The organism is Janthinobacterium sp. JF4, assembly GCF_059617925.1.
The window spans coordinates 16582-39777 of record NZ_JCAQAV010000043.1 but is presented as its reverse complement, the minus strand read 5'-3'; the positions used below and the strand labels follow the sequence as shown (position 1 = coordinate 39777).

Annotated in this window: 22 protein-coding genes; 16 read left to right on the top strand and 6 right to left on the bottom strand. The window is 64.3% G+C overall.

Annotation, left to right across the window (positions count from 1 at the left end):
• Position 1 precedes the first annotated feature (1 nt).
• From AC54AF_RS23140 to AC54AF_RS23125, 4 genes are all read right to left on the bottom strand, one after another.
• On the bottom strand, positions 2 to 400 hold the full coding sequence (locus AC54AF_RS23140) for a bacteriohemerythrin (protein ID WP_496638425.1): 399 nt from the start codon (positions 398 to 400) through the stop codon (positions 2 to 4).
• Positions 401 to 704: 304 nt separating this feature from the next.
• Positions 705 to 860 carry a hypothetical protein gene (locus AC54AF_RS23135; protein WP_496638424.1) on the bottom strand — a complete coding sequence of 52 codons (156 nt, stop codon included), beginning with the start codon at positions 858 to 860 and terminating at the stop codon, positions 705 to 707.
• Positions 861 to 1011: 151 nt separating this feature from the next.
• Entirely contained in the window at positions 1012 to 1197 is a 186-nt protein-coding gene (locus tag AC54AF_RS23130) for a hypothetical protein (protein ID WP_099402374.1), read from the bottom strand.
• A 126-nt stretch (positions 1198 to 1323) separates the two neighbouring features.
• A complete protein-coding gene (locus AC54AF_RS23125) occupies positions 1324 to 3861 on the bottom strand; it encodes a PepSY domain-containing protein (protein ID WP_496638423.1) in 2538 nt (845 codons plus the stop codon).
• A gap of 195 nt (positions 3862 to 4056) precedes the next feature.
• Here AC54AF_RS23125 and AC54AF_RS23120 point away from each other — a divergent pair, with 195 nt between their 5' ends.
• The 3 genes from AC54AF_RS23120 to AC54AF_RS23110 all read left to right on the top strand — a co-directional run bounded on the left by AC54AF_RS23120 (position 4057) and on the right by AC54AF_RS23110 (position 7576).
• Positions 4057 to 5157 (top strand): branched-chain amino acid aminotransferase, encoded by a 1101-nt coding sequence (locus AC54AF_RS23120; RefSeq protein WP_496638422.1) that lies wholly within the window; start codon positions 4057 to 4059, stop codon positions 5155 to 5157.
• Positions 5158 to 5354: 197 nt separating this feature from the next.
• The gene (locus tag AC54AF_RS23115; RefSeq protein ID WP_496638421.1) at positions 5355 to 6071 is read left to right on the top strand and encodes a ribonuclease T2 family protein; all 717 of its coding nucleotides are present in this window, start codon (positions 5355 to 5357) and stop codon (positions 6069 to 6071) included.
• A 101-nt stretch (positions 6072 to 6172) separates the two neighbouring features.
• The gene (locus AC54AF_RS23110; protein ID WP_496638420.1) at positions 6173 to 7576 is read left to right on the top strand and encodes an MFS transporter; all 1404 of its coding nucleotides are present in this window, start codon (positions 6173 to 6175) and stop codon (positions 7574 to 7576) included.
• Positions 7577 to 7586: 10 nt separating this feature from the next.
• On the opposite strand, the gene AC54AF_RS23105 is transcribed toward AC54AF_RS23110, so the two are convergent.
• Positions 7587 to 9221 (bottom strand): acyl-CoA synthetase, encoded by a 1635-nt coding sequence (locus tag AC54AF_RS23105; RefSeq protein ID WP_496638419.1) that lies wholly within the window; start codon positions 9219 to 9221, stop codon positions 7587 to 7589.
• Between the two features lie 114 nt (positions 9222 to 9335).
• Between AC54AF_RS23105 and AC54AF_RS23100 the strand changes: the two genes are divergently transcribed.
• From AC54AF_RS23100 to bla, 12 genes are all read left to right on the top strand, one after another.
• Entirely contained in the window at positions 9336 to 10037 is a 702-nt protein-coding gene (locus tag AC54AF_RS23100) for a Crp/Fnr family transcriptional regulator (RefSeq protein ID WP_496638418.1), read from the top strand.
• 62 nt (positions 10038 to 10099) lie between these two features.
• Positions 10100 to 10720, top strand: a complete 621-nt coding sequence (locus AC54AF_RS23095) for a helix-turn-helix transcriptional regulator (RefSeq protein WP_496638417.1) — start codon at positions 10100 to 10102, stop codon at positions 10718 to 10720.
• 20 nt (positions 10721 to 10740) lie between these two features.
• Positions 10741 to 11127: a DUF2946 domain-containing protein gene (locus AC54AF_RS23090; RefSeq protein WP_496638416.1), complete on the top strand. Its 387-nt coding sequence runs from the start codon at positions 10741 to 10743 to the stop codon at positions 11125 to 11127.
• A gap of 63 nt (positions 11128 to 11190) precedes the next feature.
• On the top strand, positions 11191 to 11787 hold the full coding sequence (locus AC54AF_RS23085; protein ID WP_496638415.1) for an SCO family protein: 597 nt from the start codon (positions 11191 to 11193) through the stop codon (positions 11785 to 11787).
• A 19-nt stretch (positions 11788 to 11806) separates the two neighbouring features.
• On the top strand, positions 11807 to 12283 hold the full coding sequence (locus AC54AF_RS23080; RefSeq protein ID WP_496638414.1) for a copper chaperone PCu(A)C: 477 nt from the start codon (positions 11807 to 11809) through the stop codon (positions 12281 to 12283).
• 123 nt (positions 12284 to 12406) lie between these two features.
• Positions 12407 to 13072, top strand: coding sequence for a CerR family C-terminal domain-containing protein (locus AC54AF_RS23075; RefSeq protein ID WP_496638413.1), 666 nt, complete (start codon positions 12407 to 12409; stop codon positions 13070 to 13072).
• Positions 13069 to 14277, top strand: coding sequence for a multidrug effflux MFS transporter (locus tag AC54AF_RS23070; RefSeq protein ID WP_496638412.1), 1209 nt, complete (start codon positions 13069 to 13071; stop codon positions 14275 to 14277). Before AC54AF_RS23075 ends, AC54AF_RS23070 begins: the two co-directional genes overlap by 4 nt.
• A 99-nt stretch (positions 14278 to 14376) precedes the next feature.
• Positions 14377 to 15723, top strand: coding sequence for a DUF3422 family protein (locus tag AC54AF_RS23065; RefSeq protein WP_496638411.1), 1347 nt, complete (start codon positions 14377 to 14379; stop codon positions 15721 to 15723).
• Positions 15724 to 15829: 106 nt separating this feature from the next.
• Positions 15830 to 17326, top strand: a complete 1497-nt coding sequence (locus AC54AF_RS23060; RefSeq protein ID WP_496638410.1) for a hypothetical protein — start codon at positions 15830 to 15832, stop codon at positions 17324 to 17326.
• 60 nt (positions 17327 to 17386) lie between these two features.
• Positions 17387 to 17779 (top strand): BlaI/MecI/CopY family transcriptional regulator, encoded by a 393-nt coding sequence (locus AC54AF_RS23055; protein WP_152252364.1) that lies wholly within the window; start codon positions 17387 to 17389, stop codon positions 17777 to 17779.
• On the top strand, positions 17776 to 19539 hold the full coding sequence (locus AC54AF_RS23050; RefSeq protein WP_496638409.1) for a M56 family metallopeptidase: 1764 nt from the start codon (positions 17776 to 17778) through the stop codon (positions 19537 to 19539). The genes AC54AF_RS23055 and AC54AF_RS23050 overlap by 4 nt, the downstream gene beginning before the upstream one ends.
• A 77-nt stretch (positions 19540 to 19616) precedes the next feature.
• A complete protein-coding gene (bla, locus tag AC54AF_RS23045) occupies positions 19617 to 20552 on the top strand; it encodes a subclass B3 metallo-beta-lactamase (RefSeq protein ID WP_496638408.1) in 936 nt (311 codons plus the stop codon).
• Positions 20553 to 20559: 7 nt separating this feature from the next.
• On the opposite strand, the gene AC54AF_RS23040 is transcribed toward bla, so the two are convergent.
• On the bottom strand, positions 20560 to 20898 hold the full coding sequence (locus AC54AF_RS23040) for a tetratricopeptide repeat protein (protein WP_496638407.1): 339 nt from the start codon (positions 20896 to 20898) through the stop codon (positions 20560 to 20562).
• A 192-nt stretch (positions 20899 to 21090) separates the two neighbouring features.
• Between AC54AF_RS23040 and AC54AF_RS23035 the strand changes: the two genes are divergently transcribed.
• On the top strand, positions 21091 to 23193 hold the full coding sequence (locus AC54AF_RS23035) for a TonB-dependent siderophore receptor (protein WP_496638406.1): 2103 nt from the start codon (positions 21091 to 21093) through the stop codon (positions 23191 to 23193).
• Positions 23194 to 23196: the final 3 nt, after the last annotated feature.

Here is a 23196-nt window from a genome sequence, read left to right as displayed (position 1 = left end):
TCTAGGTGGGCTGGCGCTGCACCAGTTCCAGCGCTGCCGCCAGGGCCAGGTCCATGGTGGCCTGGTGGAAGATCAGCCATTGTGGCAACAGCGAGAGCGCATGGCGGCCCTGTTCCAGGTCGCCTTCATCGACGGCGGCCCAGGCATGGTGCAATCCGCTGAGCACGCGCGCATGCTGTTCGCGGTGGTTGGCCAGCGAGGGAAAGGCGATTTGTTCCATCAGATCCTCTTCCTCGCGGAAATCGCGTTCGACGGCTGCAATCAACTCGCGGAACGCCACGCTGAAATGCTGGTCGCTCAACTGTCCCAGCCGTGCCAGCTCCTGAAACAGTGCCTCGTGCGCTTCGTCGATGGCGGGAACGCCCAGCGCCATCTCATCCTTCCAATCCGATGTACCCATGCCGATGCTCCAGGTTAAGTCCGTCGCGGTGCGAGGCGGACCGTTCCAGTGTGGGGGCAGCGAAGGGGGAAATCCATGATCTGGATCAAAAATATGGTGAAGAGAAGGCGAAGTGTAAAGTCACTGATAGAGAACTGAAAAGGTAGAAAAAAAACTCTATCAGCAACAAAACGGTTTTCATCGATGCGACGTGTTACCGAGCGCCGCTGAAAAACGTCGCTGGCAAGGCGTCTTTGACGCAGACAGTACGCTAGTACGGCAAGTCAAAGCAACGCAGCCAGCGGCGTTTTGTCAGCCGCGCGTTTTAGTGCTTGGGCCAGTGGGCCCAGAGAGCGTGCGCATCAACATTCGGCACCTGCATCTGCTGCCCGGCCGACGTCTGCATCGCATCCCGCAGCACCAAGGGGGCAAGCAGCAATGCCGACAGGGCAAGACAGGCCAGCACTTTGAGCGTCAACATGGTCGTCTCCCGGTGTCCCGGCGGCGGCGCGGGGATGCGGCGTCTGCCGGTCACTTCCTTATGTACTACCATGCTTGCAGTTTAGTTCATCTGATCGTAACTTCAACTTATTGCTGTGATGCACCGCACCAGTTCGCCCCCTGCCAGGGGCTTATTTGGCCTTGCGGCTGCGCCGAGGCTTGCCCGTTGGCGGCAGAAAGGAATCGAACCACACTTGCGTCAACTGCCGCGTATTTTTCGCCGCTTCGCGCTTGACGGCGGCCGTGGCGTGGCCGCGCGCCGTGTTGGCGATGCGGTTGGCGGCGCTCAGATACATGCTCATCCAGGGGTTTTTCATGGGTTGCCTCGCAGATGGTGGATGGTGCGGCGGGTATGTCGCCATGCCGCGATGTCCCCACTCTAGTCCGATGGCTGGCGCCGACCGTGCGCTGCCCCACATAGCGGGGTGGCGGTCTGAGACAGATCAATACACGTCGCGGCGGTAGCGTCCGGCCGCCAGCAGGGCGTCGAGGCCATCCTGGCCCAGCACTTCTTGCAGTACAGCATCGATTCCTGCCGCCATGCCTTGCAGGCTGCCGCACACGTAGACGACGGCGCCTTGCGCCAGCCACGCGCGCAGCGCGTCGGCATGGACGCGCAAGCGGTCCTGCACGTATTCACGCTTGCCGGCATCCGCGCCATCGCGCGAAAAGACGCGGTCCAGGCGCGCCAGGTGGCCAGCGTCCAGCCAGCCTTGCAACTCTTCGCCGCAGACGCTGTCAAAAGCTTGCTGGCGCTCGCCGAACAGCAGCCAGTTGCGGGCCAGTCCCGCCCGCTGACGCGCGCGCAGGTGCGCACGCAGGCCGGCCAGGCCGGAACCGTTGCCGATATAAATGCAGGGCACGTCGGTGAGCGCCGGGGCGAAGGCGGGATTGGCTTGCAGGCGCAAACGGATGCTGGCGCCCAGCGGCGCGAAGCGCGTGAGCCAGCCGGAACAGACGCCATGGCCCTGGTTGTCCATGCCCGCATGGCGTTCCTGACGCACGAGCAACTGCAGTTCACCGTCCGATGGCAGCGAAGCGAGTGAATAGCTGCGTGGCGCATGCTGGCCGTGCTGCGCATCGCCATCGCTGCCGTCCGCATTGCACCCGATGATTTCCGCCAGCGCGCCCGCTTCCCAAGTGGCGCCGGCCGGGCCCGTCAAGGTGATTTCATGCAGCTCGCCGCCCAGGCTGCCCGGATTGAGCAGCACGCGGCGCGCCAGGCGCCATTCGGCATACGACGCTGTTTCCTGCACGCCGATGGCGTCGATGGCGCTGCCGCTGCAGCGGGCCAGCGCTGTGGACCAGCCGGCCAGGGCTGCGGGGTCATGCTTGTCCACTTCGATCAGGGGGAACAGGGCAGTGGCGCCCAGCGCCTGCAGTTGCTGCGCCAGTGCATGGCCAAAGCCGCAGAAGGCGCTGTAGTGACGGTCGCCCAGGGCCAGCATGCCGAATTCCAGGCCCGCCAGCGGCATGCCCGATGTGGTTTGCAGCAGGCGCGCGAAGCGGCGCGTGCCGTCCGGCGCCTCGCCTTCGCCAAAGGTGCTGGCGACGATCAGCGCCCGCTCGTACTGGCGCAGTTGCGCGGGAACGAAACGGTCCAGCGACTGCACGTCGACGGCCACGCCTGCCTGCTGCAGGGCACGCGCGCTTTCCAGGGCCAGGCGCTCGGCCTGGCCCGACTGGCTGGCGTAGGCCACCAGGGTCGGCAAGCCCGTATGTTGCTTGTCCGGCGTGCCGGCGCCCAGCATGGCGCGCTGCGCCTGCACGGCCCCCTTTGCCTTGCGGCGGCCCAGGTACAGCATCCAGCCCGTGATGGCGAACAGGGGCAGGCCCAGGCTGGCCGCGGTGACGATGATGCGGCCCGGCAAGCCGAAATACGTGCCCATGTGCAGCGGATAAATGATGTTGACGAGGCGCGCCCCCAGCGCCTGCTGGTTGTACGGTTCGTTTTCCGTGACCGTGCCGTCGGCCGGGGCAATGCTCATGCGGCTGCGCGCCCGCTCGTGTGGCGCGTCGCTGTCCAGCCACGTGAATTGCACGGCTTCGGCGGCGCGCGTCGGCAGGCGCACGCTGGCCAGGGTCCAGCCGGGGGCGTGTTGCTGGAAGCTGCTCCAGGCCAGGCCGATGTCAACGGCCGGTGATGATTCCTTCGGCGCGCCTTTCTTGCCCGGTGCTTGCGCCACCCGTGGGGGCTTGCCGGCCCAGGCGTCGATATTGTCGCGCACCACGTCATAGCTCCAGTAAATGCCCGTCAGGGTCAGCGCCACATACACCACCAGGCACCAGGTGCCGGCCACGGCATGCAGATTCCACAACAAGGAGCGGCCCTTCAGGGCAGGATCGAAGGTCAGCCACGTGCGCCAGTCCAGCGGACGGCGGGGCCAGCGCAGATACAGACCGGAGAGTGCCAGCCCCAGCAAGCACAGCGCCAGCGCGCCCGCCACTTGCCGGCCCGGATCGCGCGGCAGCAGCAGCCAGCGGTGCAGCGATTCCGTCCATTCGAAAAAGCCCGCGCCCATCAGCGCCGGCTGGGTCGCGCCCGTGTATGGATGGACATAAATGGACTCGCCGCGCCGTTGGCCGTTCTTTGGCGCGAAAAACAGGCGGGGCGCCGCGCCCGCCTGCGCATACAGGGTGATCGAGGCGACGCGCTGGCTGTGCTCGGCCGCCGCGATATTGCTCAGCTGGGCCGGTGTCAGCGGTGCGCGCGTTTCCATGGCGACATGGCGCACGCCGGGGTTCATGAGGTCGAGCAATTCATCCTTGAAGGCCAGCGTGGCGCCGCTCAAGCCGATGATCACCAGCACCGTGCCGGCCGTGATGCCAATGAACCAGTGCAGTTGAAACCACACCTGCTTCCAGTTCCAGTGCCAGCGCCGTTGTGGCGGGTTGGCGGCAAGCTGGCGCTGCTGGCTGGTCTCCGGCGCCTCGTCGGCGCTGGCGCGCAGCTGGGGTTGTGGCAGGGAGGAGGTCGTCATGGCGGCTTTCGATAGCGCCGCCATGCAGGGCGCGGGCATGGCGGGGAAGAAGGAAGGCTGATATATTAACGCAAACGAGAATCATTCGCAAATGATGGTGTCCTGTTTTCGCGTGGCGGGGGCCATCCCCGTTTGCCAGATTGGGCGCCATAGGCGCTACAATAGGGATACTGTTCACTAGTTCCCATTGCTGCCATGACCACTTCCACACCGAATCTCGTCGTCACCCCGTCCGCCCACCCCTTGTCCGACGCCGAGCGCGCCGCGCGCATGGTCAATCCCGCCTTTGGCCGTATCTTCACCGACCACATGGTGGTGATTCCTTACCGCGACGGCAAGTGGCAGCAGGGTGAATTGAAGGCCTATGGCCCTTTGACGCTGGACCCGTCCGCCTCGTCCCTGCACTATGGCCAGGCCATCTTCGAAGGCTACAAGGCGTTCGCCCAGCCGGACGGCAGCATCAAGACGTTCCGTCCAGAACAAAACGCCGAGCGCTTCAACCGCAGCGCCGCGCGCCTGGCCATGCCGGCCATTCCTGTCGAGCTGTTCCTGGAAGCGGGCGATGCGCTGATTGCGCAAGACCGCAACTGGGTGCCGAAGAATACGGGCGAGAGCCTGTACATGCGTCCGCTGATGATCGCCACCGATCCCTACCTGGGCGTGCGTCCATCGGAGGAATACCTGTTCGTGCTGTTCGCTTCGCCGGCCGGCGCCTATTTCCCGAAAGGCGTGAAACCCGTTACCGTGTGGATCAGCGAAGACTTCGTGCGCGCCGCGCCGGGCGGCACCGGTGAAGCCAAGTGCGCGGGCAACTACGCGGCCAGCCTGATGGCCCAGTCGCAAGCGCAGGAGAAGGGCTGCGACCAGGTCGTGTGGCTCGACGCCGTGCACCGCGAATTCATCGAAGAAATGGGCGGCATGAATTTGTTCTTCGTCTACAAGGATGGCGAGAAGGTCACCGTCGTGACGCCGGAACTGACGGGCACCTTGCTGCCAGGCATCACCCGCCGCAGCCTGCTGGAAATGGCGAAAGACCTCGGTTATGCCACGGAAGAGCGTAAATTGTCAGTCCAGCAATGGCGCGACGACATCGCCTCGGGCCGCATGACCGAAGTGTTCGCCTGCGGCACGGCCGCCGTCATCACGCCGGTGGGCGTGGCCAAGGCCAATGGCTTTGAAATGACCATCAACAACAATGAAAACGGCGCCGTTACCCTGGCCCTGCGCGAAGCGCTGCTGGGTCTGCAGCATGGCACGGCACCGGACACGCACGGCTGGATGCACAAGGTCTGCTAGTTGATGTCACCTGACCAAACCTACTGCGCGTCGCGCTTTGCGGCCGGCGATGCTCACCGTACTAGAGTACGGCTGCGCTTCTCGGCCACAAATCACTGCCGCTCGCTACGGTTTTGTCAGGTGCCGTGACTGATGTTGTTCGTTCTGACCGCGCCGGCACCCAGTTGCCGGCGTTTTTATATCTTGAAGGAAACTCGATGAAAATCCGCTCTGTCTTGCCGGCGCTGGCCGCCGTGTTCCTCAGCCTGTCCGCTGGCGCCGCGCATGCGGCCGATGCAACCTGCGCCATTCCCCGCAACGTCAGCTATGTCGATTACGACGTCAAGCCGTCCGACGAGAAAAACACGTGCTACAAGCAAAGCACGAACGTGCCCACCGATTACTTCATGCTGGCGCTGTCGTGGTCGCCAGGCTTTTGCGACAGCCAGCGCCGCCGCGGCGCCGTGTCGAAGAAGGCCGCCTTCCAGTGCGCCGACAGCAACCAGTTCGGCTGGATCGTGCATGGCCTGTGGGCGCAGTCGGCCAATCCCGCCACGTGCGACGATATTTCCGTGACGCCGCCGCGCCAGACGGACTTGCATCCGCGCTATTGCAAGGGCAATCTGCCGAAACTGGCGCCGTCCGAGATCCTGCCCTACATGTGCATGCAGCCCGGTGAAGCCTTGCTGCAGGGAGAATGGGAAAAGCATGGCGCCTGCGATTTCGATACGGCCAAGCAGTATTTCGAGAAGGAACACGAACTGTTCCAGGCCTTGAAATTGCCGGACTCCACCATGCCAAAGAACGAATTGTTCCAGTGGATGAAGCAGCACAACCCGCAACTGAAGGGCCGCTGGCTCGGCTATGAAAAGCATTCGGGCGAATTGCGCATCTGTTACTCGAAAGATTTCAAGGTCATCGACTGCCAGAAGTAAGCTTGCCTGTCCTGCACGTTTATTACATACATGTTAGTGTATTACCCGGATCAGCAAGATGAACAGGTAGTGTATTTATGCAGCATTCTATGCAGCGGTCTATGCAGCAGCAAACGCAACCCGTCATGGTGGGCGAGGACGGCTTGCCGCCCGGCGCCCGTGTATGGGCCATGCTGGCGCTGGCCATCGGCGTGGGCATGGCCTCGCTCGATACGGCGATCGCCAACACGGCCTTGCCGGCCATCGCCAGCGAGCTGCACACGACGCCGGCCGCCTCCGTCTGGATCGTCAACGTCTATCAACTGGCCATGGTGGCGACCCTGCTGCCGTTTTCAGCCCTCGGCGAAATCGCCGGCTACCGGCGCGTGTTTATCTCCGGCATGTTTTTATTTACCCTGGCGTCGCTCGCTTGCGCACTGGCCTGGTCCTTGCCTTCGCTGGTGGTGGCGCGCTTGTTCCAGGGCGTCGGCGCCAGCGCCATGATGAGCGTGAACACGGCGCTGCTGCGCGCCCTGTATCCGAAACACTTGCTGGGACGGGCCTTCGGCCACAATGCGCTGGTGGTGGCTGTCGCGTTCGCCATTGGCCCCACGGCAGCCTCGCTGATTCTGGCGACGGCGTCGTGGCCGTGGCTGTTTGCCATCAATGTGCCGCTGGGCGTGGCCGGCTTTTTCCTGGCCAGCCGCATGCTGCCGGCGACAAAACTGTCCGGCCACACGCTCGATGCGCGCACGGCGCTGTACAACGTGGGCGCCTTCGGCGTGCTCATTTTGCTGTTCGGCGACGCCGCCCATCACGCAGCCATGTCGACCCTGCTGGCGGAACTGATGGCCGTGGTGGTGTTCTTTATTTTGCTGCTGCGCCGCCAGGCGGGGCATGCGGCGCCCATGTTGCCGATCGACCTGTTCCGCCGTCCATTGTTCCTGCTGTCGTCGCTGACGGCCATCTGCACGTTTGCCGCGCAGGGGCTGGCCTTCGTCTCGCTGCCCTTCTATTTTGAAGTCACCCTGGGCCGTTCGCCCGTCGAGACGGGTTTTTTGATGACGCCGTGGGCCGTGCTGGTAGCCGTGATGGCGCCCGTGGCCGGGCGCCTGAGCGACCGTTATTCACCGGGCGTGCTGGGCGGCATCGGCCTGGCGGCGCTGGCCGGCGGCTTGCTGACATTGATCTGGATACCGGCCCACCCGAGCGCGTTTGACATCGGCTGGCGCATGGCCATGTGCGGCATCGGTTTCGGCTTTTTCCAGGCGCCCAATTTGAAAGCCATCATGGGCAGCGCACCGCCCGAGCGGGCAGGCGGCGCCAGTGGCGTGGTGGCCACCTCGCGCCTGATCGGGCAAGCGATGGGCGCGGCGCTGGTCGCCTACTGCTTCACGGTGTCGGCCAGCCGGGGCACGACGTATGCGCTGTGCCTGGCGGCAGGCTTCGCCGCCGTGGCCAGCATCGCCAGCTTGTCGCGCCTGGTGGTGGCGCAGCCGGCGTGGTTGCAAGGCAAGCGCGACTGATAGGTACAAATCAGACGTCGATGGCCTTGTCCGACTGCATGCGCTTGCGCAATTCGAACTTCTGGATCTTGCCCGTCGACGTGCGGGGCAGGGGGCCGAAATAAATGGCCTTCGGCACCTTGAAGCCGGCCAGGTTGTTCTTGCAGAAGGCGATCAATTCCGCTTCCGTCACCGTGCCGCCCTCGCGCAGCTCGACGAAGGCGCACGGCGTCTCGCCCCATTTCTCGTCCGGCTGGGCGATGACGGCGGCGGCCAGCACCTGCGGATGGTGGTACAAGGCGTCCTCGACTTCCACGCTGGAAATATTCTCGCCGCCGGAAATGATGATGTCCTTGCTGCGGTCCTTCAGCTTGATATAGCCGTCCGGATACATGACACCGAGGTCGCCCGTATGAAACCAGCCGCCGGCGAACGCTTCGTGCGTCGCCTTTTCATTCTTCAGGTAACCCTTCATGCAGATGTTGCCACGGAACATGATCTCGCCGACCTGTTCGCCGTCGGCCGCCACGTGCTGCATGGTTTCCGGATCGATCACGGCGACGGCGCTTTGCAGGTGGTAGCGCACGCCCTGGCGTGATTTCAACACGGCCCGCTCTTCCTGGCTCAAAGCTGCCCACTCATCCTGCTCGGCGCAGATGGCGGCCGGGCCGTACACTTCCGTCAGGCCATACGAGTGGATCAAGTCGAAACCCATGGCTTCGATCTTCGCCACCATGGCCGCTGGCGGTGGCGCGCCAGCCACCATGCCGCGCACGGTCCAGTCGATGCCGTCGCGCCAGTTGGCCGGCGCGTTGGCCAGGGCCGCGTGCACGATGGGTGCCGCGCAATAATGGGTGATGCGCAATTCGCGCATCAGGTCGAACACGAGTTTCGGTTCGAACTTGCGCAGGCACACGTTCACGCCCGCGCGCGCGGCGATGGTCCACGGGAAGCACCAGCCGTTGCAGTGGAACATCGGCAAGGTCCACAGGTAGACGGCATGCTTGGGCATGTCCCATTCCAGGATGTTCGACAGGGCATTCAGGGCCGCGCCGCGGTGGTGGTAGACCACGCCTTTCGGGTCGCCCGTGGTGCCGGACGTGTAGTTCAAGGCGATGGCGTCCCACTCGTCCGCCGGCCCCTGCCAGTCATAGTCGGGGTCGCCGCTGGCCAGCAAGCTTTCATAGTCGAGGTCGGAAAAAGCATCGACTTCCGGTCCCAGCACGTCATTGACCTGGATCACGCGCAGGCCGGGAATCTGTGCCGCCATCTGGCGCGCCAGTTCGGCAAATTCCGTGTCGGCCAGCAAGACTTTCGCCTGGCCATGGCGCAGCATGAACGTCAGGGAAGCCAGGTCGAGGCGGATATTGAGGGCATTGAGGACGGCGCCGGCCATCGGGACGCCAAAGCTCGCTTCCACCATGGCAGGGGTGTTCGGCAGCATCACGGCCACCGTATCGCCCGTGCCCACGCCCAGCTTGATGAGGCTTGACGCCAGGCGGCGCGTGCGCGCATACGTTTCGCCCCACGTCTGGCGCACGGCGCCATGTGCAATTGCCAGGTGATTGCCATATACTGCGGCTGCCCTGGCGATATAGTCGAGCGGGGTGAGGGCGGCGTAGTTGGCGCTGTTTTTGCCGAGGCCGGTGTTGAAATCAGCTGTCATGCTTGTCTCCTGGTAAAAAAATTCTCTAGCTCCCTGTTTCGGGATTGATACCGGCTAGCATAGCACCGGCGCTTGAAAATCACTGTCATCTTAGTGACAGGTCTGAAAGATGGAATGGAAAGCAACGATAGTGTAGACCGTGCGGTGCCCGAACTCGATAGCCACGACTGGTTCACGGCCCTCGATGCCCGGCATCAGGCCTTGCTGCGCGCCGGCAGCGTGCTCCGGCATTTCGAGGCGGGCGCCTTCATCACGCGGCGTGGCGAACCGTCGGCGCACTGGATCGGCGTGCACACGGGCTTGATCAAGCTGGCCGTCTACAACGCCGATGGGCGCGGCGCCACGTTTTCCGGCGTGCCGGCCGGCGGCTGGTGCGGCGAGGGCAGCGTGCTCAAGCGGGAACTGCGCCGCTACGACGTGGTGGCCGTGCGCGCTGCGGACATCATCCTCGTGCCGGTGGAGCTGTTCCATCTGCTGCTGGCCGAGAGCCTTTCCTTTAACGCCTTCGTCATCCGCCAGCTGAATGAACGCATGGGGCAATTCATCGCCACCATCCAGAACCAGCGCCTGCTGGCCGTTGACGCGCAAGTGGCGCAAGCCATCGCGCAGCTGTTCCACCCCATGTTATACCCGCGCACTTCCAGCGTGCTTGAGCTGTCGCAGGAAGAAATCGGCTTGCTGACCGGCATTTCCCGCCAGCGCGTCAACTTGGCGCTGGGCCGCCTCGCCGAATTAGAACTGATCAGCATCGCCTACCAATCCATCCGCGTGGTCGACCTCGACGGCTTGCGCCGTTATGGCGTGGCGTCGCTGTGATGACAGACTGCTTGCGCGATGTGTGGCATGCTGGCGGCTCGTTCACCACATTGACCTGACGCATGGCCCTCGTTTCCGATCATCCCTTGCACTTGCTGGGCTTGCGCTTTCCGCTCCGGCTGCGCGTCACCGTGCGCCAGGGTTTTGTCACCTTGCACAATGAAATCACGACCAAGAAGCTGGCCAGCGGCGACAGTTTCGTCGTGCCCGCTTTCCTGCGCTTTGCCTGCGACGTGATGCCGGGGCGGGGCAAGCCGGCCGTGTTCACCCTGGCGCTGGAAGGAGATGAGGCGGATGGCGGGCACGGCGGCAAGCGCTGGAGCCAGGCGCTGGCGCAGCACATTTTTGACACGCCGCAAGGAAAATGGACGGCGGCGCGCCTGGCGGCCCTGTGGCAAGTGACGCCGCACAAGGCCAGGGCGCGGCTGTTTTCCGAGGGCGAGGCATTGCTCAGCCTGGTGCGCGAACAGCGTCTGGCGCACGCGCTGCACACGGCGGCGCAAGCGGATGCCGATGGTGAAGACGGCGAGCGCGATCTGGCGCAAGTGGCGGCCGGCTCCGGCTTTGCCTCGATCCCCGCGTTTTGCGACGCTTGCGTGGACGTGGCCGGCGTGCGCCCCAGCCTGTTCCTGCGCGGCCATGCGGGCGCGCCTGCACAACGCGATAGCCATACTCCGCTATAATCGGGGCCATGGGATCTTTATTGAAGCGCAAACAGTGGCATATGTGGTTCGCCTGCCTGGCGATACTGCTCAATGCGCTGTCGCCGTCCCTGTCATATGCATTTGCTACGCTGCAGGCGAATGCAAATGGGGCCGTCGTCGACATTTGCTCGGCCAGCGGCGCCGTCTACACGCAAGCGGACCTGGCGCCGGCCGCCAAGTCCACCACCGATTCCGTGCTGCACCACATCGAGCATTGCCCGTTTTGCATGAGTCATGCGGGCAGCGTGGGCTTGCCGCCGTCATCCTCATCTTCGCTGGCTGTCGTCACGGGCCACGATCTGTATCCTCCCCTGTTTTACCAGGCGCCGCGCGCGCCGTTCGCGTGGCTGGCCGCCAGCCCGCGCGGTCCCCCTTTGGCTGCCTGAATACACCAGTCACGCCTTCCACGTCTTAACTGTATCTATTACGCCCATTGGGCCGGAATTGCCATGAAACGTCGTCTTTTCCTTCTCGCCGGCACGGCGGGATTGCTCACGCTTGGCGCTTGCGAACCCGCGCCGAAACCCCATTACAACGGTCTGGACTTGACGGGAGGCGATTACAAGCCCGACTTCAAGTTGAGCGGCCCCGACGGCAAGGTGTATACCCTGGCCGACTTCAAGGGCAAGTATGTGATGGTCTTCTTTGGCTTTACGCAGTGCCCGGACGTCTGCCCGACAGCCCTGTCGCGCGCGCTGGAAATCCGCCAGAAACTGGGCGCCGACGGGGATAAACTGCAAGTGATCTTCATCAGCATCGACCCCGAGCGCGATACGCCAGAGTTGCTGGGCGAATATATGCGCGCCTTCGACCCCAGCTTCCTGGGCTTGCGCGCGGACCCGCAAGCGACGGCGCAGACGGCCTTCAATTACAAGGTCTTCTACCGCCGCGTGCCGAGCGGCAGTTCCTACACGATGGACCACACGGCCATCAGCTATGTGCTCGATACCGAGGGGCGCATGCGCCTGGGCTTGAAACACCAGTTGACGGGCGACGAGTGCGTGCAAGACATCAAGACCCTGATGAAATCGAAATACACCTTATAACCACACCGAGGAATTTACCATGACCCATTTGAAAACCCTGCTGGCCACGGCCCTGGCCGTGCTGTCCTTCTCCGCCGCTGCCCAGACTTCCGTGCAGATCACCGACCCGTGGGTGCGCGCCACCGTGCCGCAGCAAAAAGCCACGGGCGCCTTCATGCAGATCACGGCGCCGAAAACCATGCGCCTGCTGGAAGTGCGTTCGCCCGTGGCGGGCGTGGCGGAAATCCATGAAATGAGCATGACGGACAATATGATGCGCATGCGCCAGATCAAGGAAATCGCCTTGCCAGCCGGTAAAGCCGTCGAGCTGAAGCCGGGCGGCTACCACGTGATGCTGCTGGAGCTCAAGGGCCAGGTGAAGGCGGGCGACAAGATTCCGCTGACCCTGGTCGTCGAAGGTGAAGACAAGCACCGCGAGACCATCGAAGTGAACGCCGTGGCCCGTCCGCTCGGTGCGACCTCAACTTCAACCGCGATGCCAGCCATGAAGCACTAAGCTGCAGCAATGCCCTTGCAAAGCCCGGTTCGCCGGGCTTTTTTTGTGTGCATTTGAAAATTAAACAGCTGTTTGATACAATGCTGAAAAATATTAAACAGCTGTTTAAATGATGGGAATGGCATGACCGAAGAGAAAGAAAACGAACCGGCGCGCGCGCGCATCCTGCAGGCGGCGGTCCAACTGTTTGCCGACGAAGGCTACAAGCTCGCGTCCGTGCGCCGTATCTGCGAGGCGGCCCACGTCAACGTGGCGATGGTCAATTATTATTTTCATGGCAAGGAAGAGCTGTACCTGGCCGCTTTCGACCATGCGCGCGCGCTGGCGCGTGCCTCGGCCGCTGCCGCGCCGGATGCCGGCCCTGCGGCGGCCGTGTCGCCCGTGGAACAGTTGCGCCTGGCGATAGAAGCGATGGTCTTCGACATGCTGCGCCCGGGAGCGGCTTCGCTGTTCAGCCGCCTGGTGGCGCGCGAATTGATCGAACCGACGGCCGCCATCCACATGCTGGCAGACCGCGATGTGCGCGCGCACCATGCCCTGTTTACAGGCTTGATCCGTGGCGTGGTGGGGGAAGCCATGCCGGCAGACGTGGTGCAGAAATGCGTGTTCAGCGTGATCGGCCAGGCCGTGTTCTATGCCCGTTCGCGCATCGTGCATGAACTGGTGGCGCCCGAGATCACCTATGACGAGGCGGGCACTGCCAGCATTGCGCAGCATGTCGCCGCGTTCTCGCTGGCGGCCCTGGACGGCTTGCGCCGCCAATATGACGATGCGCAGGTGAATGCATGAAAGCGCGCAAGCTGACCCTGGTGCTGGCCGGGCTGGCCATGCTGGGCCCGTTCGCCACCGATACCTTCTTGCCGTCGTTTCCCGCGATCGGCACGCATTTCGACGTCAGCAGCGTGCTGGTGCAGCAGACCCTGAGCGTCTACCTGGCCGCCTATGCCTTCATGACCTTGTTCTACGGCACCTTGTCCGACTCCTTCGGCCGCCGCCCCGTGATTCTCGCCTCGCTGCTGATCTTCGCCGTCGGCTCCATCGGCGCCGCGTTCGCGCCCAGCTTTGGCTGGCTGCTGTTCTTCCGTGGCATGCAGGGCGCCTCGGCGGGGGCGGGCAGGGTGATCGGGCAAGCCATCGTGCGCGACAGCTTGTCGGGCGCGGCCGCGCAAAAGATGCTGGCCAATATCATGATGGTGTTCGGCATCGCGCCCGCCATCGCCCCCATCATCGGCGGCTGGCTGCACGTGGCCTACGGCTGGCAATCGACGTTCGTGTTCACCTTTTCCGTCACGGTGCTGCTGTTGCTGGCCTGCCTGAAAGGCTTGCCGGAAAGTTTAGCCGTGGAGCAACGCCAGCCCTTCCATCCGGGCAACATTGCGCGCAACTACTGGCTGGCGCTGCGCCACCGGGCGTTCCTGCTGCGTTCGCTGGCCGTGGCCTTCGCCTTTGGCGGCTTCGCCCTGTACATCGCGTCCGCGCCGCATTTCATCCTGGAACTGCTGCACCTGCCGGAAACGGCCTTCGGCTGGATGTTCATTCCCATGGTGGCCGGCCTGGTGGGCGGTTCGGCGCTGTCGGGCAAGCTCGCCCATGCGGTGAGCAGCGCCGTGCTGGTGCGCTGGGGCTTGCTGGCCATGGCGGCCACGGGCGCGCTCAACATCGTTTACAACCACTGGTTCGCGGCCAGCATCCCGTTCGCCGTCGTGCCCGTGATGCTGTATGCGTTCGGCATGTCGCTGGCCTTGCCGGGCATGACCATGTCGACGCTGGACATTTTCCCGCAGATGCGGGGCCTGGCCGCGTCCCTGCAAAACTTCGTGCAAATGCTGGTGTTTGCGCTGGTGTCCGGTTTTCTCGCACCGTTGCTGTTTGACAGTGCATTCAAGCTGGCGCTGGGACAGGCCTCGGCCGTGGCGCTGGCCGCCGCGTTCTGGTGGCTGGGCAGCCGCCAAAGGGCGGGGCAGGGCGCAGCCGTACTTGCCAAGACGACATGACAGGCTGTGGAAAAGAGTGGCATGCTTCCTGCTTTGTTACACTGTGACAATCAGACCCGCGCGGGTCTAAGCAGTTTTGCAACTTTACCTTTGGCTATCATGCACTTGATTAACTCCAGTTTGAACCACGCCTTGCGCGTGCCGCTGGCTGCGGAAATCCACTCGCGGCCGTTTTTGCAGCTCGATGCCCCCGAGCTGATCACCCATCTGGCCGTCTACAAGGATGACAGCGCGGCGCCGGGTGCGTCGAACATGGCGGCCCAGCACGCCACCCTGGCGGCCCTGTGCACGCATTTCGGCGTCACGCCGCCCGCTGCCGAAGCCAAGTATTTTTATTACGACTTTGGCCGCTTCCGCCTGAAATGGGAATGCCACACGGAATTTGCCACGTTTACCTTTGCCGAGCATCCGGGTACCGCCTTGCCTTTGGCGCAGGCGTTCGAGCGCATGCCGTTGGCGCAATTGCCGCAGCAGTGGCTGGTCGGCTTGAAGGGCAAGCTGATGGTGGCCGCCCACGTGGTGCTTGAGCAGGCGACTGAACCGGCCGAGATCTTCATGCAGGGCTTGTCTCGCGTGTTCGAGGGCAATACCCTGGCCGGCAGCAAGGTGCTGCAGGGCGGCGAATTGTGGACGGATTTTACGATCCAGTCCGATGGCTTCAGCCGTTTCGTCATCCGCGACGCAGGCATGCGCTCGCAGCAGTCGGGCCGATTGGTGCAGCGCGTGCTGGAAATCGAAACCTACCGCATGATGGCCTTGCTGGGCTTGCCCTACGCCATGCAGGCGGCGCCGTCGCTCAATGCCATCGAGAATGAATTGGCGACCCTGGCCGCCGCCATGGTCGATACGGATGACGCGCCAGGCCTGGCCAAGGCCGACGAGGGCGTTGCCGAGCAAGCATTGCTCGACCGCATTACGCGTCTGGCGGCCCGCATTGAAAAGCTGTCGCTCGACAATAGCTACCGCTTTTCCGCCTCGAAAGCCTACATGGGCCTGGTCAAGGCGCGCATCGACGAGTTGCGCGAGGTGCGCATCGAAGGCATTCCCACGGTCGAGGAATTCATGGATCGCCGCCTGACGCCGGCCATGAACACGTGCGAAGCGATGGCCAGCCGCCAGGAAGCGATGGCGCAACGCATCGCCAACACGAATGACTTGCTGCGCACGCGCGTGGGCATCGTGCAGGAATTGCAGAACCGGCAAATCCTGCAATCGATGAATGCGCGCGCGGCGCAGCAGCTGCGCTTGCAGCAAGCCGTGGAAGGCCTGTCCGTGGCCGCCATTTCGTATTACGTGATCGGCCTGTTCAGCTACACGGGCAAGGCGGCCAAGGTGATGGGGCTGCCCGTGAATCCGGAGATCCTCGTCGGCGCCCTGGTGCCGTTCGTGGCGGCCGGCGTGTGGCTGGGCTTGCGCCGCATGCACCACAAGCTGCACGTGGACTGAGCCGGGCAAGCACCTTGGCGGCGCCGGCGGCGCCGGCGGCGCGTACGCCGCGCGCCGCCAATCTTTGCTATCGTGCGGGCCTCACCGTTTGATACAAGGAAATGACGTGCTTGCCAAGGTTGGAGATATTTACAGCGTGTTTTCGTCCAGGCTGCAGCAGTATGTGGCTTGCCAGGTCACCGCCATCGAGGATGACGCTTCGTCCGGCAGGGCGCCGCTGGCCGCCGTCCTGGAGCTGGACTGGACGGGCGACGCCTTGCCCGATGCGGCGGCCGTGCAGGCGATGCGCCCGCTGGTGTGCGATTACTATTTCTGGAACCGCCGCCACGACCACAGTTTCGTCAATGCCAGGGTGCCGCGGGCTTACACCTTGGTGGCCAATATCGCGCCCCTGGTGGATACGCAAGTGAAGAGCTACAGCGGCGGCTGGCACATGGGCGACAGTCTGTATCGCCAGCGCCGCTGGGAGCAGGTCGACCCGGCCAGGCGCCAGCGCTTCAAGGCGGCATCGAGCGAGGAAGTGCGCATAGGCGGCCAAGCCTTGCGCCAGAATACGAGCCGCATCGGCGATGGCGTCCTGCAGGCGCTCGGCGATCTGTCCGAACTGGACCAGCTGCCTTGCCTGACGGCGATCGAGACGCGCCACGGCAGCGCGGCGCTGGCCGCCTATATCAACGGCAACACTATCATCAGCGAAGTGCAGTGGCAGTCATCGACGGTGAGCGAACTCGACTTGAGCAACAGCAATGTCGGCCGCCTCATCGTGCATGCCGAAGGCTTGCGATCGCTGCGCCTGAACGATGGCTTGAGCACCCTGATACTGAATGGCGCGCCGTCGCCTTCGCTGCGCATCGACGACCCGCATGCAGGGCGCTTCCTGCGCCTGCAGTGTTGCGGCGCCCTGGCGCCATTCCACGGCCTCGATGAATTGATGCACCTGTCGCTGAGCGCGATGCCGGCCGTGGATTTCGACGTGGTGGCGCAGCGTTTCCCCTGGCTGACTGACCTGACCGTCTGGGGCAAGCCGGGGCTGGCGTCGAACGTGGCCAGCATCGCCACATTGGCCCGCTTGCAAGAGTTCACCGCGTATGAACTGTTTGGCTACGGCCCTGACGACTTTCCCACGCCGGCGCAGTTGCCGTCCTTGTCCAGCCTGTACCTTGCCAGCCTGCCGCTGGACGCGGCCAGGGCCATCAAGGCCAGCTATAAAAAGGCCGCGACGCTGGGCTTGAATCTGTCGGTGACGCGGCCGCGCAAGCCCGAGTGGCTGGCGGAAAACCTGGACAACCCGTTCCGCGACTGGGATGGCCGCGAGCACATCTCGGCGGCGTATGCCAGGAAGGCCGCGCAGGCGTATAAAAAGCTGCTGGCCACGGCGCGCACCCTTGACGGAGTGAACGATGCCGAGACTGTGCACGCCATGGCGCAGCAGATGGTCACGGCCTATGTCGCCGTGTTCAACCAGATCGAGCGGCGTTCCAGCATCATTGAAACGGTGGAGCGCGATGAAATCTACGTGGCGCTGGAGCAGGTGCTGACGCAGGCGCAGCTGCCCGATGTGGCGGCGCTGTATGCCTTGTTCGACCGCCTGCGCGATTTTTAGTTTTTATGAGCTAGAAAAAAAGTTCTAGACATGAAGTTCTAGAGAGGGTATTCTGGCGGCATGTTAAAAAATACCTCCACTCCCCATCCCACGGCCGCCGAACTGGACCTGCTGCGCATCCTGTGGCAGCGCGGTCCGTCCGACGCGCGCGCCGTGTATGACGCGCTGGCCGCAGAGCGTGCCGACGCCAGCTACGCCACCGTGCTGCGCCAGTTGCAATTGATGCATGGCAAGGGCTTGCTGAGCCGTGATGAAAGCCAGCGGCCGCAGCTGTATGCGGCCGTCGAAGCACAGGAAAAGTTACAGACCAGTTTGCTCAAGGACTTGATCGGCAAGGTGTTTTCCGGTTCCGGCAAGGCGCTCGTGCTGACGGCGCTGCGCGAACACGTGAGCGACGCGGAACGCCTGGAAATTGAAAAAATCCTGCGCAGCAAGGACGGCAAGGCGCCATGAACCTGGACATGCGCTTGGGCATAGAGTTGGGCAACCTTGTCCCGGCGCTGGGCTGGGTCCTGCTGTATTTTGTCTGGCAGGGCGTGATCGTCGGCGCCGTTTCCGCCGTCCTGCTCTGGCTGCTGCGCCACGCCAGCGCGCGCTGGCGCTATGCCGTGTGCGCGCTGGCGCTGCTGCTATGCCTGTGTATTCCCGCCATCCACCTGCTGTCGCTGCTGTCGGATGCGTCGCCGACCCGGCTGCCGCTGGCCGCGCCGCCCGCCTGGCGCGCCGCGCTGCAAGCGTGGATGCCGGCCCTGGTGCTGGCCTGGAGCGCGGGGGTTGGCCTGATGAGCTTGCGCCTGTGTCTGGGCCTGGCCTGGGTCGGCAAGCTGCGCCGCCAGGCCGTGGCTGCCCCAGCCATCTGGCAGGCGCGCCTCGATGCGCTGGCGCTGCGCATGGGCGTGCGCCGCAGTGGCCAGATTCCGCTGAAGCTGCATGCGGGCCTGGCCAGTCCCGTCACCGTGGGTTTCTGGCGCCCCGTCATCCTGCTGCCGGCCGCCTTGCTGAGCGGCATGCCGGTCGCCTTGCTCGAAGCGCTGCTGGCGCATGAACTGGCGCACGTGCGGCGCTGGGATTACCTGGTCAACCTGTTGCAAAGCGTGGCCGAGGCGCTGCTGTTTTTTCACCCCGTCGTCTGGTGGCTGTCGGCGCGCATGCGGGCCGAACGGGAACAGGTGGCCGACGCCCTGGCTGCGCAAGCGCTGCAGGATCCGCAGCAGCTGGCCACGGCGCTGCATGCCTTGTCCTTGCACGCGGCTGTGCCGCAGCATGCCGGCCTGCTGATGTCGGCACGGGGCGGAGCATTGCTCACGCGCATAGAACGCCTGATGGCGCCCGGCCCCGACACGGCTGGCTGGAAGCTGGCCGTGCCCGCCTTGCTGCTCGCTTGCGCCACCCTGTTGCTGCAGACGCAAGGCAAGCCCGCAGTCAACGGGGATATATTGGCCGAGGCCGCCGCGGGCATGCTGGACTTGCCCGTCAGCGCGAAACACATGCTGGTATTCGATGACGCCAGCGGCAAGGTGTTGATGGCGAAAGATGCGGACGCCGTCGTGCCCATCGCCTCGATCACCAAGCTGATGACGGCCATGGTGGTGCTGGACGCGGGGCTCGACCCCGAGGAACAGCTGCGCATCGTGCGCGCCGATGGCGATGCGTCGCTGCAGCGCCACAGCCTGCTGGCCGACGGCGCGGCCGTGTCGCGCGGCGCGCTGTTGCAACTGGCGCTGCTGCCGTCCGAAAACCGCGCCGCCGCCGCGCTGGCGCGCACCTATCCCGGCGGCGGCGCGGCGTTTCAGCAGGCACTGCAGGCGAAGATCCGCCACCTGGGCTTGCACCGCACTACCTTGCTGGACCCGGTCGGCAGTTCGCCCGCGAATACCTCCACGGCCAGCGAGGTGGCGAAGATCGTCGCGGCGGCAGCCCGCTATCCGGACATCGCGCGCATCACCAGCCACCCGCAAGCGAGCGTGGCCGTCAATGGCAAGACGCGCACCCTGCATAACACGAATCCGCTGGTGGGCGGCAAGGGCTGGGACATTCTGCTGTCCAAGACGGGCAGCAGCCACGCGGCGGGCAGTTGCCTGACCATGCGCATGCGCAGCGGCGGCAAGCACGTCACCGTGGTGCTGCTGGACGCCGACGGCGCGCAGCGGCGCTCGCTCGACGCCGGCCACATCCGCGACACCCTGGCCGGGAGCCCAGGCCGCATGCATTGATACCCCCCCGGGCGCGCCGGTGCGGGCGCCCACCTTTTTACACTCTGGAGATGAAGATGACACTATTGGCGAAGTTGATGCTGGCTACGGTTGCGACCATGGCGGCAGGCACGGTGCAGGCGAAGACGCCGGCACCGATACAGGATAAACCTGTTAATTGCGATAATTGCAAGGAATGGAACGCGCCCGTCAAGCCGTTCAATATCTATGGCAATAGCTGGTATGTGGGCACGGCAGGCTTGTCCGCCGTGCTGGTGACGAGTCCGCAGGGCCATATCCTGCTCGACGGCGCGCTGCCGCAATCGGCACCGCTGATCGTGGCGAACATCCAGGCGCTGGGTTTTCGCATCGAGGATGTGAAATATATTCTCAATTCGCATGCCCATTGGGACCATGCGGGCGGCATTGCCGCGCTGCAGCAGGCCAGCGGCGCCACCGTGATGGCCAGCGCCTCGGGCGCGCTGGGGCTGCAAAGCGGCACGAATGGCAAGGACGATCCGCAGTACCAGGCCGATCCTGTCGTGCATGTGGCGAAAGTCGCCAAGGTCAAGGTGGTGGGCGAGGGCGATACCGTCAAGCTGGGCCCTTTGGCGCTGACGGCCCACATGACGCCGGGCCACACGCCGGGCGGCACGACGTGGACGTGGACCTCGTGCGAAGGTGCGCGCTGTCTGGACGTCGTGTATGCGGACAGCCTGAACCCGTATGCGAGCGGCGATTTCCGCTACACAGGCAAGGGCAAGGGCGGTTCGCCGGACATTTCGGCTTCGTTCGAAGCGAGCATCGCCAAGGTGGCCGCCTTGCCATGCGACATCATCATCCCCGTGCATCCGGGCACGACGGACGTGCTGGGCAAGGCCGCCAGACGCAGCGGGACAGGCAATCCCCTGATTGACGCGAATGCCTGCCGCGCCTATGCGGCCGAAGCGGGCGGCTTGCTGGCCAAGCGCCTGGCGAAGGAGCGGGGCGAAGCGGCGCCTCTTGACGCGAAGGGCGCCGCGCACGCGCACTAAGCCGTTTTTACTGTGCCGCCTGCCGCTGTTTTTGCAGGCGTTTCAGGAACACCGTCATTTCCTTGGCGGCTTGCAGGTCGCCTTGCTGCTGGGCTACGGTCACGCCCGTCGTCCAGGCAGACTCGGCTTCGTCCAGCCGGCCCAGTTGGTGCAATGCCTTGCCCAGCAGCTTCCAGGCGGCGGAATAGCCCGGTTGCTGCACGGTGGCTTGCGCCAGGTGGACGGCGGCTTGCTCGGCGTCATGGTCTTTCAGGTAAGTATCTCCCAGGCCAAAGCGCAGCAAGGCGCTGTCGCGTCCCAGCGCCAGCAGTTTTTCCAGCTTTTCACGCATTGTCGGCTCTTCCATTCCCGGCTTCCTTAATATGCAAGTATATTCTTGCATATTAACGCTTGAGCCGCCGTAAAACAAGGATGCGCCGGGTTGGCCACGCGTGCGTGGGGTTTCTGGCGCAGATTCTTGAGAGGGGGCTTTAATGAGAATTGATTATCAATTATAATGCAAGCCTATTGCATTGAATTGCCCCTTGTCAGGAATCCCATGTCCGTGTTTTACCGCCGCCCCGTGGCGCTCTTGCTTGCCGCCGCCAGTCCCCTGGCGCTCGCCTTCGATCCTGCCGCCGGCAAGCCCGACGCGCAGGACGTCGTCACCGTCAAGGCCGAGCGCCAGCATTACCGCAGCCTGTCCGCCACGGGCGCCACCAAGACGGATGCCTTGCTGATGGACTTGCCGCAAAGCGTGCGCGTGCTGACCGGCGACCTGCTGCGCGACGCTGGCGTGACGACCCTGGCCGGCGCGCTGGACCTGGCCAGCGGCATCGCGAAGCAAAGCCCGCTGGGCGGTCTGTGGGACAGCTACGCCATGCGCGGCTTTACGGGCGACCCGAATTTCGGCTCCGACTATATGGTCAACGGTTTCAGTTCCAGCCGCGGCTACAACGGCATGCGCGACGGCGGCAATACGCAGAACGTGGAAGTGCTGAAAGGCCCCGCTTCGGCCCTGTATGGCCGGGGCGAGCCGGGCGGCACGGTGAATATCACCACCAGGAAGCCGAAGTTCGCGCCCGAGTACAGCGCCGATGTGTCCTTGGGCAGTTTCCAGACGCGCCGCGCCGCGCTGGATTTGACGGGACCGTTGAGCGATACCATCGCCTACCGCCTGAATGCGGCGCATGAAGCAGGGCACAGCTTCCGCGATACCGTGAAAGTCGAACGCAGCCTGTTTTCTCCCTCCTTCCTCTGGCTGCTGGGCGAGCATACGACCGTGTCGTATGAAATCGAAGCGGTGCGGCAGCGCGCGCCGTTCGACCGCGGCGTGGTGGCCGTGCATGGCCAGCTGGGTCTAGTCCCAGTGTCGCGCTTCCTGGGCGAACCGGGCGATGGCCCCATGACGGTCAAGTCGCTGGGGCAACAGCTATTTATCCACCACGCGCTGTCTGACGACTGGACGGTGCAGGTGGGCGCTTCCTACCGCGACAGCGAATTGACCGGTTATTCGACCGAGGCGAACAAGCTGCTGGCCGATGGCCGCACCCTGAACCGCCAGCGCCGCCACCGCGATTTTTCGGCCACCGACGTCTCGGCCCGCGTAGAGGTGCTGGGCAAGTTCAGGACGGGCGCGCTGGCGCACGAGGTGCTGGCCGGTGTCGACGCCTATCACTTTGATGACCACCGGGTGCAGCTGCGGCGCAATCCCTCGGCCGCGAATGCCTATGCCATCGACATCTTCCATCCCGCGTATGGCGGCAAGGCCGATCCGCTGGCCCTGTCCATCGACACGCAGGAAGGGCAGCAGGCGCGCGGCCTGTATGCGCAGGACCAGGTCGACCTGGGCGCGCAATGGAAGGCGCTGGCCGGCGTGCGCCACGATACATACACGCAGGAGGTGACGAACAAGCGCCTGAACGTGAGCAACCGCCAGTCGCTGTCGGCCACCAGCCCGCGCGTGGGACTCGTCTACCAGCCGTCGAAAATGTGGTCCTTGTATGCGAGCGCGGCCAGGGGCTTCCGGCCCAACAGCGGCATCAGCATCGACAACCAGGCGTTTCCGGCCGAGCGCAGCCGCTCGTATGAACTGGGCGCCAAGCTGGAGACGGGCAAGCTGACGGGCACTCTGGCCGTGTATGACATCCGCAAGAGCAATGTGCTGACGACGAATCCCGCCAACACGGACTTCGCCATCGCGGCGGGCGAGGTGGGCAGCCGGGGCCTGGAACTGGACGTGTCGGGCGAAGTGGCGCGCGGCTTGCGCGTCTCGGGCGCGTATGCTTATACGGACGCCAGCGTCACGCGCGGCGACAATACGATCGTGACGGGCAGCCGCTTCGCCAATGTGCCGCGCCACAGCGCCAACCTGCTGGCCACGCAGCAATTCGCGCTGGCCACAGGCATGGCCAGCGTGGGCGGCGGCGTGCAGTACGTGGGCGAGCGCCTGGGCGACGTCGCCGTCAGCAGCAGTTTCACCTTGCCGGCCTACACGACGGCCAGATTGCTGGCGTCGTATTCGCCCAACGCACAATGGCGCCTGGCCCTGAACGTGGAAAACCTGTTCAACCGCAGCTACTATGCCAGTTCCTATAGCCAGCTGTGGGTGGCGCCGGGGGCCGAGCGCACGGTGACTGTGCATGCACACTACCGTTTTTAATCG

Excerpts from the sequence above, each read along its gene's own strand:
- AC54AF_RS23140 (WP_496638425.1), bottom strand. The coding sequence starts at position 400 with ATGGGTACATCGGATTGGAAGGATGAGATGGCGCTGGGCGTTCCCGCC.
- AC54AF_RS23135 (WP_496638424.1), bottom strand. The coding sequence starts at position 860 with ATGTTGACGCTCAAAGTGCTGGCCTGTCTTGCCCTGTCGGCATTGCTG.
- AC54AF_RS23130 (WP_099402374.1), bottom strand. The coding sequence starts at position 1,197 with ATGAAAAACCCCTGGATGAGCATGTATCTGAGCGCCGCCAACCGCATC.
- AC54AF_RS23125 (WP_496638423.1), bottom strand. The coding sequence starts at position 3,861 with ATGACGACCTCCTCCCTGCCACAACCCCAGCTGCGCGCCAGCGCCGAC.
- AC54AF_RS23120 (WP_496638422.1), top strand. The coding sequence starts at position 4,057 with ATGACCACTTCCACACCGAATCTCGTCGTCACCCCGTCCGCCCACCCC.
- AC54AF_RS23115 (WP_496638421.1), top strand. The coding sequence starts at position 5,355 with ATGAAAATCCGCTCTGTCTTGCCGGCGCTGGCCGCCGTGTTCCTCAGC.
- AC54AF_RS23110 (WP_496638420.1), top strand. The coding sequence starts at position 6,173 with ATGCAGCAGCAAACGCAACCCGTCATGGTGGGCGAGGACGGCTTGCCG.
- AC54AF_RS23105 (WP_496638419.1), bottom strand. The coding sequence starts at position 9,221 with ATGACAGCTGATTTCAACACCGGCCTCGGCAAAAACAGCGCCAACTAC.
- AC54AF_RS23100 (WP_496638418.1), top strand. The coding sequence starts at position 9,336 with ATGGAAAGCAACGATAGTGTAGACCGTGCGGTGCCCGAACTCGATAGC.
- AC54AF_RS23095 (WP_496638417.1), top strand. The coding sequence starts at position 10,100 with ATGGCCCTCGTTTCCGATCATCCCTTGCACTTGCTGGGCTTGCGCTTT.
- AC54AF_RS23085 (WP_496638415.1), top strand. The coding sequence starts at position 11,191 with ATGAAACGTCGTCTTTTCCTTCTCGCCGGCACGGCGGGATTGCTCACG.
- AC54AF_RS23080 (WP_496638414.1), top strand. The coding sequence starts at position 11,807 with ATGACCCATTTGAAAACCCTGCTGGCCACGGCCCTGGCCGTGCTGTCC.
- AC54AF_RS23075 (WP_496638413.1), top strand. The coding sequence starts at position 12,407 with ATGACCGAAGAGAAAGAAAACGAACCGGCGCGCGCGCGCATCCTGCAG.
- AC54AF_RS23070 (WP_496638412.1), top strand. The coding sequence starts at position 13,069 with ATGAAAGCGCGCAAGCTGACCCTGGTGCTGGCCGGGCTGGCCATGCTG.
- AC54AF_RS23065 (WP_496638411.1), top strand. The coding sequence starts at position 14,377 with ATGCACTTGATTAACTCCAGTTTGAACCACGCCTTGCGCGTGCCGCTG.
- AC54AF_RS23055 (WP_152252364.1), top strand. The coding sequence starts at position 17,387 with ATGTTAAAAAATACCTCCACTCCCCATCCCACGGCCGCCGAACTGGAC.
- AC54AF_RS23050 (WP_496638409.1), top strand. The coding sequence starts at position 17,776 with ATGAACCTGGACATGCGCTTGGGCATAGAGTTGGGCAACCTTGTCCCG.
- bla (WP_496638408.1), top strand. The coding sequence starts at position 19,617 with ATGCTGGCTACGGTTGCGACCATGGCGGCAGGCACGGTGCAGGCGAAG.
- AC54AF_RS23040 (WP_496638407.1), bottom strand. The coding sequence starts at position 20,898 with ATGGAAGAGCCGACAATGCGTGAAAAGCTGGAAAAACTGCTGGCGCTG.
- AC54AF_RS23035 (WP_496638406.1), top strand. The coding sequence starts at position 21,091 with ATGTCCGTGTTTTACCGCCGCCCCGTGGCGCTCTTGCTTGCCGCCGCC.